This is a genomic window from Streptacidiphilus sp. MAP5-3, assembly GCF_041262505.1.
Lineage (GTDB): Bacteria > Actinomycetota > Actinomycetes > Streptomycetales > Streptomycetaceae > Streptacidiphilus.
In genome coordinates this window covers 119651-135281 of sequence record NZ_JBGCCL010000010.1, presented here as the reverse complement: position 1 = coordinate 135281, position 15631 = coordinate 119651, and the positions used below count along the sequence as shown (strand labels likewise).

The window sequence follows — 15631 nt, the reverse complement described above, 5'->3', positions numbered from 1 at the left end:
GCCCATGAAGGAGACGACGGTCGGCATCGGCGCGGGCGCCGCCGCGACCGAGCTGGGCACGAGCGACATGGTGCTCAACATCGGGCCGCAGCACCCCTCCACCCACGGCGTGCTGCGGCTGAAGCTGCACCTGGACGGCGAGCGGATCACCGCGGCGGAGCCGGTCATCGGCTACATGCACCGCGGCGCGGAGAAGCTGTTCGAGGCGCGGGACTACCGCCAGATCATCATGCTGGCCAACCGCCACGACTGGCTGTCCGCCTTCGGCAACGAGCTGGGCGTCGTCCTCGCGGTCGAGCGGATGCTGGGCATGGAGGTCCCCGTCCGGGCCACCTGGACCAGGACGCTGCTGGCCGAGCTGAACCGGGTGCTCAACCACCTGATGTTCCTCGGCTCCTACCCGTTGGAGCTCGGCGGGATCACGCCGATCTTCCACGCCTTCGAAGAACGCGAACGGCTCCAGGCCGCGCTGGAGGAGGCCTCCGGCGGCCGGATGCACTACATGTTCAACCGCGTCGGCGGCCTCAAGGAGGACCTGCCCGCCGGCTGGTACGGGCGGGTGCGCGGCGCAGTCGCCGCCGTGCGGGCCAAGACGGAGGTCTTCGACCGGCTGGTGCTGGGCAACGAGATCTTCCGGGCCCGGACGACCGGCGTCGGTGTGCTGCGTCAGGACCTGGTCCACGCCTACGGGCTGAGCGGGCCGATCGCCCGCGCCTCCGGCGTCGACTTCGACCTGCGCCGGGACGAGCCGTACCTGGCCTACGGCGAGCTGGCGGACGTGCTGCGGGTGCCGACCCGGGAGACCGGCGACTGCCTGGCCCGGTTCGAGTGCCTGCTGGAGCAGGTCCACAACAGCCTGGACCTGGCCGACGCCTGCCTGGACCGGATCGCCGAGCTGCCGCCCGGTCCCGTCAACGTGCGGCTGCCCAAGGTCCTCAAGGCCCCGGAGGGCACCACCTACGCCTGGACCGAGAACCCCCTCGGGGTCAACGGCTACTACCTGGTCTCGCGCGGCGACAAGACCCCGTGGCGGCTCAAGCTGCGCTCGGCGTCCTTCAACAACCTGCAGGTGCTGAGTGAGATCCTGCCGGGGACGTTGGTCCCGGACATGGTCGCCATCCTGGGCTCGATGTTCTTCGTCGTCGGCGACGTCGACAAGTAGCCGCAGGCAGTTCCAGGAACGAACCGAGCCCCGCTCCCACCGATGGTGGAGCGGGGCTCTGTCGGTCGGCGGCTCAGAGCGCGCGGGATGCTCAGACCGCGCGGATGGCGCGGACGTCGATCGGCTCGGTCTCGTCCTCGGCGGTGAGGTCGACCAGCGCGTGCTCGATGCGCTCGCGTGCGTGGGTCGGCAGGACCGAGGGCGCGGCAGGTGCGGCCACGTAACCGGCCTGGGCGGCCACTGCCTCGTCGCCGACGACGTCCGCGGTGTCCGCTTCCGTCGCTGCGAGGTCGGCAGCGAGAGAGGCGGTGACGGACGCGGTGGCGGACGCGTCCTGCTCACCGAGCTTGGCACCTATCGCCGTCTCCTGGCGGGAGAAGAAGTTGAACGTGCCCGTCGCCCGGTCCTGACGCGGCATCACGTTCGGCGGCACGGCCGCGGCCGGACGCAGCGGGGGCAGCGCGGCCCGCGCCCAGGCCGGGGCCATCGCGGCCGAGGGCTCGACGCCCGAGGCGACGGACTGCCCGGCACCGGACATGTAGGGGGCGACGAGCCCACGCTGGGCCGCGCCCGAGCCGGTGAGGGCGGTGGCGCCGGACGGCTGACGCCCCGTCGCCGCCTGCCGCGCGGCGAACGCGTCCAGGGCCGAGCCGGGCTGAGGCCGATCCGCCTGAGTGGACCGCTCCTGCTCGGCCGCAGGCTGCTGGGCCTCCGTCGGGCGGTCGGCCGCTGCGGCCGGAAGTTCTTGACGAATGCTCACCGAATCGGCGCCCCGCGGGGCCCCCTGCCGGGCGTCCTGCGCGGCCGACTTCGGTGCGGACTGCGCCGGGATGCCCGGGTTCGGCGCGACCGGCGCCGGCGGAACCGGGACCTGAGCGACCTGCGTGACCTGGGCCGTCTGGGCGACCTTCGGGAGCCGGGGCTGACGCAGCGCCAGCGTCGCGCCGGCCTCGGCCTGTTCCGCGCGCCGCTCCATGCCGCGCAGGGCGGAGGCGGCCCGCAGGTAGAGGGTCGGCGTCGGCTTGGTGCCGCGCTTGGCGGCCTCGCGGCTCTGGCCGGCCTCGGCGTCACGCAGCGCCTGCTCCGCGGCGACCCGGGCCCGCTCGCGCAGCAGGTGGCCGTTGGCGGCCTCGGCCTGGGCCACCTGGCTGCGGTGCGCGAGAACCCGGCGCTCCAGCCGCTTGACCTGCTCCTCGGCGACCTCGGACTGGTACTCCAGCTCCGCGATCCGATCCTCGAAGCGCTCCTGGTCCCGGGTACGGGCGGACTGCTCGGCCGCGAGGTCCAGCTCGGCCGCGCGTTCGCGCTGGCGCAGCAGCGCGGCCGTGGCGCACGCGCCGACTGCGACGCTGATCACCAGGACCCGCTGCACGGTCAGACTGTTCGTGAGCAAGGCCGCAGCGAGTGCGGCGAGCGCCAGAACGGTACAGGCGAGCGAGGGGAGCGTCCGGCGAAGCGACGAGGCTTGGCGGTGGCGACCACGAGACATGGCCAAAAATCTAGCGTGATCGTCCGACTTATGTCAGGCGAGGGGTCAAATACACCCTTGACAGACGGTGGACAGGGCCGTCAGTGGCTCGTTCGCTGACACATTCACTGACTTTCCTGACACATTCGCCGTCACTCGGACCGATGCGGGTCCCGCTCGTCGTCGTCCTCGGGGAGCTTGCAGACATGCTGGATCCAGAGCCCGGCGGCCATCACGGCGACGCCCGCGACCACCGCGAAGAGGGCGGTGAGCGCCTGGCCCTTACGGGCCGGGGCATTGCTCATCAGGCTGAGCAGGAACACGCCCATGCCGCCGTAGACGCCCGTCACCAACGCCGCGACCAGGGCGCTGGCCTGGCCCAGCACCACCGCGCGGGCAGCCGACAGCGGATCGACGCCCTTGGCCCCCGGCACCCGCTCGCGCTGGGCGCGCAGCCGCCCGCGCAGCGAGATCGCAGTCGCGGCAAGCACGACCGCGATCACCGCCAGCACGATCGGGGCAGCCGCCGGAACGCCCGGCAGTGTGCCCACCGAGTTCCACAGGCGCGCGCCGGCCCAGCACAGCACCCCCGCGACCAGGGTGATCACGGTCAGTACGAGCGGGCGAAGCGGCTTCACAGCGGTCCCTCCAAGCCAGGATGCGCTCTACCGTACCTGCCGTACGACACGCTGACGCGAGGTCAGCGCGGTGCGGCGGGCCGGTGGGGCCCAGGCCCGGAGCCGAGCGCTGCTGCGCTCAGCGCGGCAGGTGCAGCGCGAGGTCCTCGCGGCGGCGGACGCCCTCCTCGCCGACCACGGCGAGCAGCTCGGCGACGCGGCCGCGGCCCGGCAGCTCGGCCTCCGGCTCGGCGTCGAACCACGGGGCGAGCACGAAACCGCGCTCGTGGGCGCGCGGGTGCGGCAGGACCAGCTCGGGGACGTCCTGCTCGACGCCCTCGTACGCGAGGATGTCGACGTCCAGTGTGCGCGGGCCCCAGCGGACCTCGCGGACCCGGCCGAAGGCGTCCTCGATGGCGTTGGCGCGCTCCAGCAGGGAAAGCGGCGGCAGCGTGGTCTTCAGCACCAGCACGGCGTTGAGATAGGCGGGCTGGTCCTCAGGACCGCCGACGCCCTCGGTCTCGAAGACCGCAGAGACGGACTTGACCCGGACGCCGGGGGTGTCCTCCAGCAGGTCGACCGCGCCCTGGAGGGTCTCCAAGCGGTTGCCGAGGTTGCTGCCGAGGGCGATGACCGCGCGGCGGGGGTTGTGCAGGGTGGTGTCGGCCGAGTCGACTGCGGCCTTGATCTCGGCCGGGACCGGCGAGGCAGTGGGGTCGGGCGTCATGGGAATCATGGGACTCATCCGCGGCTCCGAACGATGGTGATGGTGACGTCGTCGAAGGGGACGGTGATCGGCGCGTCCGGCTTGTGCACGGTGACCTCCACCTCCTCGACGGCGGCGTGCGTGAGGCACTGGTCGGCGATGCGCTGGGCGAGGGTTTCGATGAGGTCCACCGGGTCTCCGGTGACGACGGCGACGACCTCCTCGGCAACGACACCGTAGTGTGCCGTCGCCGCGAGCTCGTCGCCGGACGCGGCCTTGCGCGTGTCGACGCCGAGCACCACGTCGACGACGAAGGTCTGGCCGTGCTCCCGTTCACGCGGGAACACCCCGTGGTGGCCACGGGCCCGCAGGCCCTTGACCGCAATCCGGTCGAGCATGTGACGACTCCCTGTGGTCCGGCTCACCGACGACACACGCGGGAGCGATCAGGCTTCTTTGCCTACGGGTCCAAGCTACCTTGCAATGCTGACAATCCCGCGCGGCCCCCTTGTGAATCCCAGGGGCGCGCCCTGTAGCCAACGAATACGACCGGAATGCCCACCTGACGCACACAGCCCTACGGCTCAGACCGCCCCGCCGGCGTCGTCCCCGTCGTCACCGTCCTCGCCGCCACCGGTGAGCACCGGGGAACCGTGGTGCGACCAGAGCCGCCAGCCCTCACCCGTACGTCGGAACAGGTTCGTCGCGACCGCCTGTCCCCCGACCAGGGGACCCAGCTCGCCCTCGGTCTCGACGTCGCCGCTGGAGAGGATGTTCTCGGTGCAGGTGACAAGTGCCACATCGCCGAGCACCTCGACCTCGACGTCGGTCAGGAAGAACTGGATGTAGTCGGTGTGGGCCATGATCAGCGCGTACGAGCGCAGCACCGAGGCCCGCCCGCGCAGCACCGGCCAGCCCGGGTGGACGCAGACCGCGCCGTGCACGTCGTCCGCGTCCGCGCCGGACACCCAGGCGTCCGTGAGGGCGTCCAGGTCGCCCTCCTCCAGGGCGGTGTAGAGAGCCAGGTTGGCCTCGGTGACGGCGGCGACGTCCGCGTCGCTGCCCGTGGGGACGCCGGTCACCCGGCGGCTCGCCCGTCCCGCAGCTGACGCGCCTCGCGCAGGGCGGCCTCGACCCGCACCCCGTCCGCGCTGGCGGTCACCTCGTGCACCCGCACGGCCCACGCCCCACCGGCCGCGGCCAGCGCGGTGACCGCGGCAGTCGCGGCGTCCCGCTCACGCGCGGGGCGCAGCTCGCCCGTGCGCGCGTCGGCCAGCAGCGTCCCGAGGAAGCGCTTGCGCGAGGCCGCGACGAGGACCGGCCGCGAAAGCCGGGCCCAGGCGTCGAGCCGGGCCAGCAGCGCCCAGTCGTCCTCGCGGGTCTTGGCGAAGCCCAGCCCCGGGTCGACGATCACCTGCTCCGGGCGCACGCCGCCCGCGACGACCGCCTCCATCTGCTGCTCGACCTCGCGGACCACCTCGCCGACGACGTCCTCGTAGCGGGCCAGGGCGTCCATCTCGGTCGACTGGCCACGCCAGTGCATCACCACAAAGGGGACACCCGTCTCCGCCGCGACCTTGACCATCGTCGCGTCCGCGCGCCCGCCGCTGACGTCGTTGATCACCTTCGCCCCGGCGGCGACGGCCGCGTCCGCGACGGCGGCACGCATGGTGTCGACGCTCACCACCACGCCCTCCGCGGCGAGGCCGCGCACGACGGGCAGCACGCGCCGGAGCTCCTCCTCCTCCGTCACGCGCTTGGCCCCCGGACGGGTGGACTCCCCGCCCACGTCCACGAGATCGGCTCCACGCCGCGCGAGCTCGACGCCGTGGGCGACGGCCTTGTCCGGATCGAGCCAGAGCCCTCCGTCGGAGAAGGAGTCCGGGGTGACGTTGACGATGCCCATCACCCCACAGCGGCCCCAGTCAGGCAGCCCGGGGAGGGTACGGCGCGGAGATTCCATGCCCTGATTATCCCGCCAGGCGCTCCGCTGAAGTTCCGGCGGCCAGATGCACTTTCCCCGCGCCCCCAAAGAAACCGCAACTACCTGGGGGCCGGGATGGTGATCGCCTCGTTGGGGTCGGAGACCGCCCGTTGGAAGCGCCGGAGCGACTTCGGCAGCTCCATGACGATGAACGCCTCCGCCTGGAGCGCCGCGATACCGATGCGCGGGAGATCCGAGGCGCTCGGGTAGACCAGGAACCGCGGTTCCCAGATCGGGCGGAACTTCGCGTTGAACTTGTACAGCGACTCGATCTGGAACCACCGCGACAGGAAGACCAGCAGCCCGCGCCACGCCCGCAGCACCGGGCCCGCACCGATCCGCTCGCCGCGCGCCAGCGCCGAGCGGAACATCGCGAAGTTGAGCGAGACCCGGTTGACGCCCAGCGACGGACCGGCCTCCAGCGCCTTGACGATCAGCAACTCGTTCAGGCCCGGGTCGGCGTCGCGGTCGCGCCGCATCAGCTCCAGCGAGATGCCGTCCTTGCCCCACGGCACGAAGTGCAGCACGGCCCGGATGTCCGAGGCTCCCTCGGGCGCCCCCTCGACTGCCTTGTGCGCGGTGACGACCACACAGCCCTCGTCGCGGACGTCGCCGAAGCGGCCCAGCGCCATGGAGAAGCCGCGCTCGGTCTCCGTGCCGCGCCAGGTGTCCGCGGCGTGACGGATCGCCTCGCGCTCCGTCGCATCCAGCTCCTCGACGCGGCGGACCCGGCACTCGTAGCCGGCCCGCTCGATGCGCTTCACCATCTGGCGGACGTTGCGCATCGCGCGGCCCTCCAGCGTGAAGTCGGCCACCTCGACGATGGCCTCGTCGCCGATCTCCAGCGCATCCAGGCCCGCCTCGCGGGTCCAGACCTCGCCGCCGGTCTCGCTGCAGCCCATCACGGCGGGGACCCAGGCGTGCCGGTAGGCCTCCTCCATGAAGCACTTGATCGCGCCCGGCCACGCCTCGACGTCGCCGATCGGGTCGCCCGAGGCGAGCATCACCCCGGAGACGACGCGGTAGGCCACCGCCGCCTTGCCGGTGGGCGAGAAGATCACGCTCTTGTCGCGCCGCAGCGCGAAGTAGCCGAGCGAGTCGCGGACGCCGTGCTTGACCAGCAGCTCGCGGACCCGCTGCTCCTCGGACGCGTCCAGCCGGGCGACCGGCTTGGACGGGCGCAGCGCCAGCCACGCCGTGCTGACCGCGGTGAACAGGCCGAGGCCGGCCAGCGAGTAGTAGACCAGGTCGCCGGTGCGGTCACCGACGTACGAGATCGGGCCGCCGATGCCGAGCAGGCCCCAGAAGACCTCCCAGAATCGTTCCCGCAGTGTGGGATCGCCCACGGTCGTCTTGGCGTGCGAGCTGACGATGATCAGGCCGAAGCCGAAGCTCAGCGCGAGCATCAGCACGAAGTTGAACAGCGCCCGCCAGCGCGTCCGCGGGTCGGACAGGGCGTAGAACTCGCGGTGGTTGACCAGCAGCAGCACCCAGACGACCAGCGAGATCACCGCGGTGCCGGTGTGGTGCCAGCGCAGCAGCTCGACCAGGGCGCCGACCGGCAGCAGCACGGCGACGGCACGGAACGCCCGCGCCTTACGGCGGCGCAGCGCGTGCGCCAGCATGATCAGCAGGATGCCGACGACCAGGGACGCGGCCGTGGCCAGCGTGGTGACCGTGCCCGGCAGCAGGCTGGCGATCTTGTGCGCGTCGCTCTCGCGGAAGTGCGGCTCGAGCCCGGCGACGATGTCGAAGATGCCGATCAGGGCCGTGGCGTAGCCGACTGCACGTGGCACCCAGGGACGGGAGACCTTGGGGATCGGCAGGCCCTTGCGGGTCGGTCGCTCGGTGGCCACGGGTTCACTCATGGGAGCAAAGCGTAGACGCACAGGTAAGGACTTGGTTCCCGGTGGGACATCCTAGGTGATGAGCGCACATGAATAGCAGGCGTACGGGGACTACAGTGCGGGTGCTCAGGAACCGCTCAGGCATGCTGGAACGTCGGAGCTCCGGACCCGAACCACCAATCGGGTCGGAGCAGGACACGCCGCGTCGCCGGACAGCGACGGGCGGTCATCGGGACAGAGGTTTGGGCGCAGGCACGACATGGGACTCACCAGCAAGAAACTGGAGCTGCTCGTCGCACTCCTGGCGATCGCCAGCTTCGTCGGAACGGTCTGGCTCTGGCCCAGGCTGAGCGGGCGCAACTGGAAGGCCGTCAGCGGACGGGTCGGGACCCTGCTGCTGAGCCAGGTGCTGAGCCTGGTGGCGATCGGGCTGGTCGCGAACAACTGGGGCGGCTTCTACAGCTCCTTCAGCGACCTCTTCGGCACGGACCAGGGTCCGGCGCCGACGATCGTCGACCACACCAAGCAGACGTCGGACGGCAAGGGCGCGGGCAGCGTCACCGTCCAGGCCAGCAAGCCGGTCGCGCTCCAGCTGGGCGGCTCGGACGCCGGCGCGAGCGGCGGCTCGGTCCAGCAGGTCGCCATACAGGGCGGCTCGACGGGCCTGACCGAGCCCGCGTTCGTCTACCTGCCGGCCGCGTACAAGGACCCGGCGAACGCGCACAAGAAGTTCCCGGTGATGGTCGTCTTCACCGGCTACCCGGGCACGCCGGACAACCTGATCTCGCGGATGAAGTACCCGACGATCGCCGCGCAGGACATCTACCGGAAGAAGATGCCGCCGACGGTGATGGTCCTGATGCGGCCGTCCGTGGTGATGCCGCGTGACAACGAGTGCCAGGACGTCCCCGGTGGGCCGCAGGCGCAGACCTTCTTCTCGAAGGACCTGCCGCGTGCGCTGGCCACGCAGTACAACGTCTCCACCGCGGGCAGCGCCTGGGGCGTGATCGGCGACTCGACCGGCGGCTACTGCGCGCTGTCGCTCGCGATGCGGGAGCCCGGCTCGTTCACGGCTGCGGCGTCGCTCTCCGGCTACTACAAGGCCGCTGAGGACTCCACCACGGGCAACCTGTTCGGCGGCAGCCAGGACCTGCGGAACCAGGCCGACCTGATGTGGCGCGTGGCCCACCTGCCGGCGGTGCCGGTGTCGCTGCTGGTGACCAGCAGCAGGACCGAGGCGGACTACAAGGACACGCAGGCGTTCATCAAGGCGGTCGAGGCGAAGCCGCCGTTCGCGATCTCCTCGCTCTTCCTGGCCTCCGGCGGCCACAACTTCACCACGTGGAACCAGGAAACCCCGCTGGCCCTCCCGTGGGTCGCCAACCACCTCCTCGTCCCCACGGGCACGGGTACCGCCTGAGCTGGTCAGCAAGCGGGGAAGTTGCACTTTCCTCAGGGGCGCGGGGAACTGCGCGAGAAACCACTGACGAGCGGATGGCCCTGCACGTTCGGGGCTCTACCTGAGTGGGTGGCTTGTCGCGCAGTTCCCCGCGCCCCTGATAGTGCAACCGCCCACGCGCCGAAGACTCAGCGTCCGATGATCAGGCTCATGGCCTCGGCGCGGGTCTTGCCGTCGCGGAGCTGGCCGCGGACCGCGGAGGTCATCGTCTTGGCGCCGGGCTTGCGGATGCCGCGCACGCTCATGCACATGTGCTCCGCCTCGATGACCACGATCACGCCGCGGGCCTCGAGGATCCGCAGCAGGGAGTCGGCGATCTGCGTCGTCAGACGCTCCTGCACCTGGGGCCGGCGGGCGTAGACGTCCACCAGGCGGGCCAGCTTGGACAGGCCGGTGATCTTGCCGTTCTCGGCAGGTATGTAGCCGACGTGCGCCACGCCGTGGAACGGCAGCAGGTGGTGCTCGCAGCAGGAGACCAGCTCGATGTCCTTGACCAGGACCAGCTCGTCGTGGCCCAGGTCGAAGACGGTGGTCAGCACGTCCTCGGGCTCCTGGAAGAGCCCCGCGAAGATCTCCTTGTACGCGCGCGCCACGCGCGCCGGCGTGTCCTGCAGGCCTTCGCGGTCGGGGTCCTCACCGACGGCGATGAGCAGTTCGCGGACCGCGTCCTCCGCGCGCTTCTGGTCGAACTCCCGGACGGCACCGGACGAACCGTCGATGGTTACCGGGTCGATCATGGGCGGTTCTCCTCAGAACGATCAGAACGAAAAACGTCGGACAAACGTACTGCTGCCCCAAGGCTAATAGCCTCGGGGCAGCAGCATTCATTCCGGACGCCCGTGACAGGCGCCTTACGGGTTACAGCTCAGGCTGGTCCAGTCCCGGCAGCGGCGGGAGCGTGGTGCCCTTGTCCAGGGACGGGGCCGCGTCGCTGACGCCGTTGGTGAGGGACAGCTCGCGCGGCGACTGCACCGGCGGGCGAGTGGACGGGGTCCGACGCGGCGAGCCGGTCCAGGCCGGACGCGGCGGACGCTTGACGATCGGGGCGAAGATCTCGGCGAGCTGCTCCTTGTTCAGGGTCTCCTTGTCGAGGAGCTCCAGAACCAGGGTGTCCAGCACGTCGCGGTTCTCGACCAGGATCTCCCACGCCTCGTTGTGGGCGTTCTCGATCAGCTTCTTGACCTCCTCGTCCACCAGGGCGGCGACCTCTTCCGAGTAGTCGCGCTGGTGGCCCATCTCACGGCCCAGGAAGGGCTCGGAGGCGTCGGTCCCGAACTTGATCGCACCGAGGCGCTCGGTCATGCCGTACTGCGTCACCATGGCCCGCGCGGTGGCGGTGGCCTTCTCGATGTCGTTCGACGCGCCGGTGGTCGGGTCGTGGAAGACCAGCTCCTCCGCCGCGCGACCGCCCATCATGTAGCCGAGCTGGTCGAGCATCTCGTTGCGCGTGGTCGAGTACTTGTCCTCGTCCGGCAGCACCATCGTGTAACCGAGGGCGCGGCCGCGGGAGAGGATCGTGACCTTGTGCACCGGGTCGCTGTTGGGCGAGGCCGCCGCGACCAGGGCGTGACCGCCCTCGTGGTACGCGGTGATCTTCTTCTCCTTGTCGGACATGATCCGCGTGCGCTTCTGCGGACCCGCCACGACGCGGTCGATCGCCTCGTCCAGGGTGTTGTTGTCGATCAGCTTCTTGTCACCGCGGGCGGTGAGCAGCGCGGCCTCGTTGAGGACGTTGCTCAGGTCGGCGCCGGTGAAGCCGGGGGTGCGACGGGCGACGGCCTGCAGGTCGACGTCCGGGGCGACCGGCTTGCCCTTCTGATGGACCTTGAGGATCTCCAGGCGACCGATCAGGTCGGGCCGGTCCACGGCGATCTGGCGGTCGAAGCGGCCCGGACGCAGCAGCGCCGGGTCGAGGATGTCGGGCCGGTTGGTCGCCGCGATCAGAATCACGCCGCCCTTGACGTCGAAGCCGTCCATCTCGACGAGCAGCTGGTTCAGCGTCTGCTCGCGCTCGTCGTGACCACCGCCGAGGCCGGCGCCGCGGTGGCGGCCGACCGCGTCGATCTCGTCGACGAAGACGATCGCCGGGGCGTTCGCCTTGGCCTGCTCGAACAGGTCGCGGACGCGGGAGGCGCCGACACCGACGAACATCTCGACGAAGTCCGAACCGGAGATCGAGTAGAACGGCACCCCGGCCTCGCCGGCGACGGCGCGGGCCAGCAGCGTCTTACCGGTTCCGGGCGGGCCGTAGAGCAGCACACCCTTGGGGATCTTGGCGCCCACGGCCTGGAACTTGGCCGGTTCCTGCAGGAACTCCTTGATCTCCTGGAGCTCCTCGACGGCCTCGTCGGCACCCGCGACGTCCGAGAACGTCGTCTTCGGGGTGTCCTTGGTGATCAGCTTCGCCTTGGACTTGCCGAACTGCATGACGCGCGAGCCGCCGCCCTGCATCTGGTTCATCAGGAACAGGAAGACCACGACGATCAGCACGAACGGCAGCAGCGACAGCAGGATGCCGACGAAGGCGTTCTGCTTGTCCTGCTTGACCGTGTAGCTGCCGAGCTGGCCCTTGTCCACCGACTGCTGCAGGTTGGTCTGCAGGTCCGCCGCGAACTGGTCAGAGGCGTACTGCGCCTGGATCATGTTCGTGCCGTCGACGGTCTTGCCGTTCTTGAGCTGAACCTTGATCAACTGACTGTCGCCGGTCGTGACCTGCACCGACTGGGCGTTGCCCTGGTCGATCTGGCTGATGACCTGGCTGGTGTCCTCGGTCTTGTAGCCCTGGGTCGAGGAGACGACCTGCATCAGCACGACTACGGCGAGGACGGCCAGAACAATCCACATCACCGGCGCACGGAAGTATCGCTTCACGTCCATCCATGCGGGGCGACCAGAGCCGCCCCGTCCCTCCTGCCACTGTGCGGCACCTCGCGGCTCCACGCCGGGCGGTGCGTCCTATGTCTGTGTTTGTCCTCGACCGTCCCCGATAGGAACAGCGAATTATTGGACGGTACCGCAGCCATTCTCCATCTGAACGATTGCGTTCCCGTGTCAAACGGCTCTTCCCAGGGTCCAACGGAGGGAAACCGGACACTGTTCCCGCCCGGTCCACTCCGCGTGGACGACCTGGTGAGAGGTCGGGTGAGAAAGTTCCTCAGCCGCCGTAGACGTGCGGCGCGAGCGTGCCGACGAAGGGGAGGTTACGGAACTTCTCCGCGTAGTCCAGGCCGTAGCCGACCACGAACTCGTTGGGGATGTCGAAACCGACGTACTTGACGTCGATGGACACCTTGGCCGCGTCCGGCTTGCGCAGCAGGGTGCAGACCTCCAGGGAGGCCGGGTTGCGCGACTGCAGGTTGCTGAGCAGCCAGGACAGGGTCAGCCCGGAGTCGATGATGTCCTCGACGATCAGCACGTCCCGGCCGGAGATGTCGGTGTCCAGGTCCTTGAGGATGCGGACCACGCCGGACGACTTGGTCCCCATGCCGTAGGAGGACACCGCCATCCAGTCCATGGTCAGGTCCGAGTGCAGGGTGCGGGCGAGGTCCGCCATCACCATGACCGCGCCCTTGAGCACGCCGACGATCAGCAGTTCCTTGCCCGCGTAGTCGCGGTCGATCAGCGCGGCGAGTTCCGCGAGCTTGGCGTCGATCTCGTCCTTGCTGATGAGCACCTTGGCAAGGTCGGTGCCCATGTCCTTCTCGTCCACCCGTGCTACTTCCTCAGAGCTGGAGATCATGGAGATCGCAGAGTCGTCCACCCTGCGGCTGCATGCTCAACCTTACGGGAGCGACTCAGGCACTCAGGCACGCCGGAAGGGCTCAGGCACGCCGGAACGTGAGGCGGCCCGACTGGCGGCGCATCCGCACGTTGCCGGGCAGGTGCACCGGGCCCTGGCCGCGCCAGGAGGTGACCAGCAGGTCCATGGCCTCGACGTGGCGGGCGAAGAGCTCTCCGCCGGGCGCACCCGCGTCCAGCGCGGCGCGACGCAGCACCCGGCGGCGGACCGCGGCGGGCAGCTCGGCCAGGCGCGGGGCGTCCAGGCCGTCGGGGTGGCTGACGTCGGTCTCCACCTGGGCCGCCCAGACGTCCAGGGCGTCGGCGTCGTCGCGGAAGAGCCGGGCGGTCCGGGCCAGGGCCTCGACCACGCCGCCGCCCAGGTGCTTCTCCAGCACCGGCAGCACCTCGTGGCGGACGCGGGCACGGGCGTAGGCGGGGTCGATGTTGTGCGGGTCGTCCCAGACCGGCAGGTCGAGCACGGCGCAGGCCTGGCGGGTGGTGGCCCGGTCCAGCTCCAGGAAGGGGCGACGGTAGCGGCCGGTGACGGCGGGCATCCCGCTGAGCGAGCGGGTGCCGCTGCCGCGGGCGAGGCCGAGCAGGACGGTTTCGGCTTGATCGTCGCGGGTGTGGCCGAGGAGGACGGCACGGGCACCATGGCGCTCGGCGGCGGCGGCGAGCGCGGCGTACCGGGCGTCCCGGGCGGCGGCCTCGGGGCCGCCGTGGCCGCGGGCGGCGGGGACGTTCACGCCGAGGGCGTCGACCGGGTCCAGTCCGAGGGCGCGCAGCCGGGTGGCGACCTCCAGGGCGCGGGTGGTGGAGCCGCCCTGCAGGCCGTGGTCGACGGTCACGGCGCCGGCGCGGACGCCGAGCTTGGCGGCTTCGAAGACGGTGGCGGCGGCGAGCGCCATGGAGTCGGCGCCGCCGGAGCAGGCCACCAGCACCAGCGGCGCGGAGTCGGCGGGGCGCGGCCGTGGCTTTCGGTACTTGGCGTGACGGGGATCCACGTCACCGACTGAAGTCAGAAGAGGGCGCGGGCCGGCGGCGCGCAGCGCCTCGTCAGATGGGTGGTGGTGGGAGACGGGGGGGCGGGCGTCAGGTTGTTCCGCACCGGCGAAGGTGGCCGGAACGGCGGGGATGTCGTCGGCGAACTCGGCAAGCACCCGGCGCACCGCCAGGCGTATCGCCGCCACTGCGGGGTGGGGACCCATGGTCGATCACTCCTCGGAGCGTGCGGTTGGGGAGCAGGGCCTCCGCAGGAGGCTGCCGCATCTTCTCATACCCAGAGTGACCGGCTGGTCGCAGATCGTCGCAGAAGTCACGTCCGACACGCTGTTGCGTCGTCGTCGTGCATCTTCTGTTCCCGCGTTCGAGTGAACCGGCCTCGAAGACGGACCGGAGTTGACGCCGGCTCAGCGGTGCATGCGGGCCACCCAGGCGGCCGGATTGTGGATCTCCTCCTTGGTGGGCAGGGTGTTCGGGGACGTCCAGACCTTGTTGAAGCCCTCCATGCCGACGGCGTCCAGCACCGCGTTCACGAAGACCGCGCCGTCCTGGTACTGCCTCAGCTTGGCGTCCATGCCGAGCAGGCGGCGCAGCAACAGGTCCATCCGTCCGGCGCCCTTGGCCCGGCGCTGCTGGAACTTCTCCCTGATCTCCCCCACGCTCGGCACGACCTGCGGGCCGACCCCGTCCATCACCACGTCGGCATGGCCCTCCAGCAGCGACATGACGGCCGTCAGCCGGCCGAGGATCTCGCGCTGGGTCGGCGTCTGCACCACCTCGACCAGGTTGCTGGGGCTCTGCCCGCCGCCGCTCAGCGCCTCGCGCAGCCGCTCGACCAGGGTGGCCGGGTCGATCTCGGTCTCCGCCAGGAATGCCTGGATCTCCCCCTCGATGTGGTCGCGCAGCCACGGCACCGAGGTGAACTGGGTGCGGTGGGTCTCCTCGTGCAGGCAGACCCAGAGGCGGAAGTCGTGCGGGTCGACGTCGAGTTCGCGCTCGACGGCGACGATGTTCGGGGCGACCAGCAGCAGTCGGCCGGGCGGCGTGGCCGGCTTGTCCATCGCGGAGAGGTCGGCGGGCACGTCGGCCGGGGCGAAGGTCTCGTACTGGCCGAGGACCTTGGTGGAGAGGAACGCCAGCAGCAGGCCCAGCTCGACGCCGGTCACCTTGCCGCCGACCGCGCCCAGCGCGGCTCCGCCCGGCGTGGCGGCCCTGCGGGTCGCCATCTTCTGCACCAGCGGGGAGATGACGGTACGGAACCCGGCCACGTTGGCCTTGATCCAGCCGGGCCGGTCCACGACCAGGACCGGCGTCCCGCCGTGCGGCGAGCTCAGCCTGGTGTACTCGCGGACGTGGGCCTCCGCCTCGCGGGCGTGCGCGCGCAGCTCGGCGACGGCGGCGCGGGCCTCCTCGCGGGTGACCTCCGGTCCGGGCCGCGCGAAACGGCTCGCAGTGGCGACCGCGAGATCCCAGTCGATCATGTCCGTGCCCTTGCTACCGCTGTTACCGCTACCACCGGCGCTCGTCATGCGTTCAACCGTACGTTCTCTTCGGCGTTCTGGGGACCGTATGCGGCCGCGCGCCCGCGCCGTGTGCCCTGCCCCGG

The 15631-nt window shown here is 70.7% G+C and carries 14 protein-coding genes; 2 read left to right on the top strand and 12 right to left on the bottom strand.

Annotated elements, in window-relative coordinates:
• Positions 1-4: 4 nt before the first annotated feature.
• Positions 5-1162, top strand: a complete 1158-nt coding sequence (locus ABH928_RS17680; protein ID WP_370067373.1) for an NADH-quinone oxidoreductase subunit D — start codon at positions 5-7, stop codon at positions 1160-1162.
• A 91-nt stretch (positions 1163-1253) separates the two neighbouring features.
• Here ABH928_RS17680 and ABH928_RS17675 read toward each other — a convergent pair whose 3' ends face one another.
• The 7 genes from ABH928_RS17675 to ABH928_RS17645 form a co-directional block, all read right to left on the bottom strand.
• Positions 1254-2651 carry a hypothetical protein gene (locus ABH928_RS17675; protein WP_370067371.1) on the bottom strand — a complete coding sequence of 466 codons (1398 nt, stop codon included), beginning with the start codon at positions 2649-2651 and terminating at the stop codon, positions 1254-1256.
• 131 nt (positions 2652-2782) lie between these two features.
• Positions 2783-3268, bottom strand: a complete 486-nt coding sequence (locus ABH928_RS17670) for a DUF3180 domain-containing protein (RefSeq protein WP_370067369.1) — start codon at positions 3266-3268, stop codon at positions 2783-2785.
• 118 nt (positions 3269-3386) lie between these two features.
• Positions 3387-3974 carry a 2-amino-4-hydroxy-6-hydroxymethyldihydropteridine diphosphokinase gene (gene folK, locus ABH928_RS17665; RefSeq protein ID WP_370067367.1) on the bottom strand — a complete coding sequence of 196 codons (588 nt, stop codon included), beginning with the start codon at positions 3972-3974 and terminating at the stop codon, positions 3387-3389.
• A 14-nt stretch (positions 3975-3988) separates the two neighbouring features.
• Positions 3989-4351, bottom strand: coding sequence for a dihydroneopterin aldolase (gene folB, locus ABH928_RS17660; RefSeq protein WP_370067365.1), 363 nt, complete (start codon positions 4349-4351; stop codon positions 3989-3991).
• Positions 4352-4537: 186 nt separating this feature from the next.
• Positions 4538-5035, bottom strand: a complete 498-nt coding sequence (locus ABH928_RS17655) for a nuclear transport factor 2 family protein (RefSeq protein WP_370067363.1) — start codon at positions 5033-5035, stop codon at positions 4538-4540.
• Entirely contained in the window at positions 5032-5916 is an 885-nt protein-coding gene (folP, locus tag ABH928_RS17650; protein ID WP_370067361.1) for a dihydropteroate synthase, read from the bottom strand. Before folP ends, ABH928_RS17655 begins: the two co-directional genes overlap by 4 nt.
• 80 nt (positions 5917-5996) lie before the next feature.
• The gene (locus ABH928_RS17645) at positions 5997-7805 is read right to left on the bottom strand and encodes a phosphatidylglycerol lysyltransferase domain-containing protein (protein ID WP_370067359.1); all 1809 of its coding nucleotides are present in this window, start codon (positions 7803-7805) and stop codon (positions 5997-5999) included.
• A 238-nt stretch (positions 7806-8043) separates the two neighbouring features.
• Here ABH928_RS17645 and ABH928_RS17640 point away from each other — a divergent pair, with 238 nt between their 5' ends.
• A complete protein-coding gene (locus ABH928_RS17640) occupies positions 8044-9204 on the top strand; it encodes an alpha/beta hydrolase (RefSeq protein WP_370067357.1) in 1161 nt (386 codons plus the stop codon).
• A 167-nt stretch (positions 9205-9371) separates the two neighbouring features.
• Here the strand turns inward: ABH928_RS17640 and folE are convergent, their stop codons facing one another.
• The 5 genes from folE to ABH928_RS17615 form a co-directional block, all read right to left on the bottom strand.
• Entirely contained in the window at positions 9372-9980 is a 609-nt protein-coding gene (folE, locus tag ABH928_RS17635; RefSeq protein ID WP_370067355.1) for a GTP cyclohydrolase I FolE, read from the bottom strand.
• A gap of 121 nt (positions 9981-10101) precedes the next feature.
• Positions 10102-12120: an ATP-dependent zinc metalloprotease FtsH gene (gene ftsH, locus ABH928_RS17630; RefSeq protein WP_370067353.1), complete on the bottom strand. Its 2019-nt coding sequence runs from the start codon at positions 12118-12120 to the stop codon at positions 10102-10104.
• Positions 12121-12397: 277 nt separating this feature from the next.
• Positions 12398-12982, bottom strand: a complete 585-nt coding sequence (gene hpt, locus ABH928_RS17625; protein ID WP_370067350.1) for a hypoxanthine phosphoribosyltransferase — start codon at positions 12980-12982, stop codon at positions 12398-12400.
• Between the two features lie 82 nt (positions 12983-13064).
• Entirely contained in the window at positions 13065-14231 is a 1167-nt protein-coding gene (tilS, locus tag ABH928_RS17620) for a tRNA lysidine(34) synthetase TilS (protein ID WP_370067348.1), read from the bottom strand.
• A gap of 201 nt (positions 14232-14432) precedes the next feature.
• On the bottom strand, positions 14433-15554 hold the full coding sequence (locus ABH928_RS17615; RefSeq protein WP_370067346.1) for a zinc-dependent metalloprotease: 1122 nt from the start codon (positions 15552-15554) through the stop codon (positions 14433-14435).
• Between the last annotated feature and the right edge of the window lie 77 nt (positions 15555-15631).

Excerpts from the sequence above, each read along its gene's own strand:
- hpt (WP_370067350.1), bottom strand. The coding sequence starts at position 12,982 with ATGATCTCCAGCTCTGAGGAAGTAGCACGGGTGGACGAGAAGGACATG.
- folB (WP_370067365.1), bottom strand. The coding sequence starts at position 4,351 with ATGCTCGACCGGATTGCGGTCAAGGGCCTGCGGGCCCGTGGCCACCAC.
- folP (WP_370067361.1), bottom strand. The coding sequence starts at position 5,916 with ATGGAATCTCCGCGCCGTACCCTCCCCGGGCTGCCTGACTGGGGCCGC.
- folK (WP_370067367.1), bottom strand. The coding sequence starts at position 3,974 with ATGACGCCCGACCCCACTGCCTCGCCGGTCCCGGCCGAGATCAAGGCC.
- ABH928_RS17645 (WP_370067359.1), bottom strand. The coding sequence starts at position 7,805 with ATGAGTGAACCCGTGGCCACCGAGCGACCGACCCGCAAGGGCCTGCCG.
- tilS (WP_370067348.1), bottom strand. The coding sequence starts at position 14,231 with ATGGGTCCCCACCCCGCAGTGGCGGCGATACGCCTGGCGGTGCGCCGG.
- ABH928_RS17615 (WP_370067346.1), bottom strand. The coding sequence starts at position 15,554 with ATGACGAGCGCCGGTGGTAGCGGTAACAGCGGTAGCAAGGGCACGGAC.
- ABH928_RS17640 (WP_370067357.1), top strand. The coding sequence starts at position 8,044 with ATGGGACTCACCAGCAAGAAACTGGAGCTGCTCGTCGCACTCCTGGCG.
- folE (WP_370067355.1), bottom strand. The coding sequence starts at position 9,980 with ATGATCGACCCGGTAACCATCGACGGTTCGTCCGGTGCCGTCCGGGAG.
- ftsH (WP_370067353.1), bottom strand. The coding sequence starts at position 12,120 with ATGGACGTGAAGCGATACTTCCGTGCGCCGGTGATGTGGATTGTTCTG.
- ABH928_RS17675 (WP_370067371.1), bottom strand. The coding sequence starts at position 2,651 with ATGTCTCGTGGTCGCCACCGCCAAGCCTCGTCGCTTCGCCGGACGCTC.
- ABH928_RS17680 (WP_370067373.1), top strand. The coding sequence starts at position 5 with ATGAAGGAGACGACGGTCGGCATCGGCGCGGGCGCCGCCGCGACCGAG.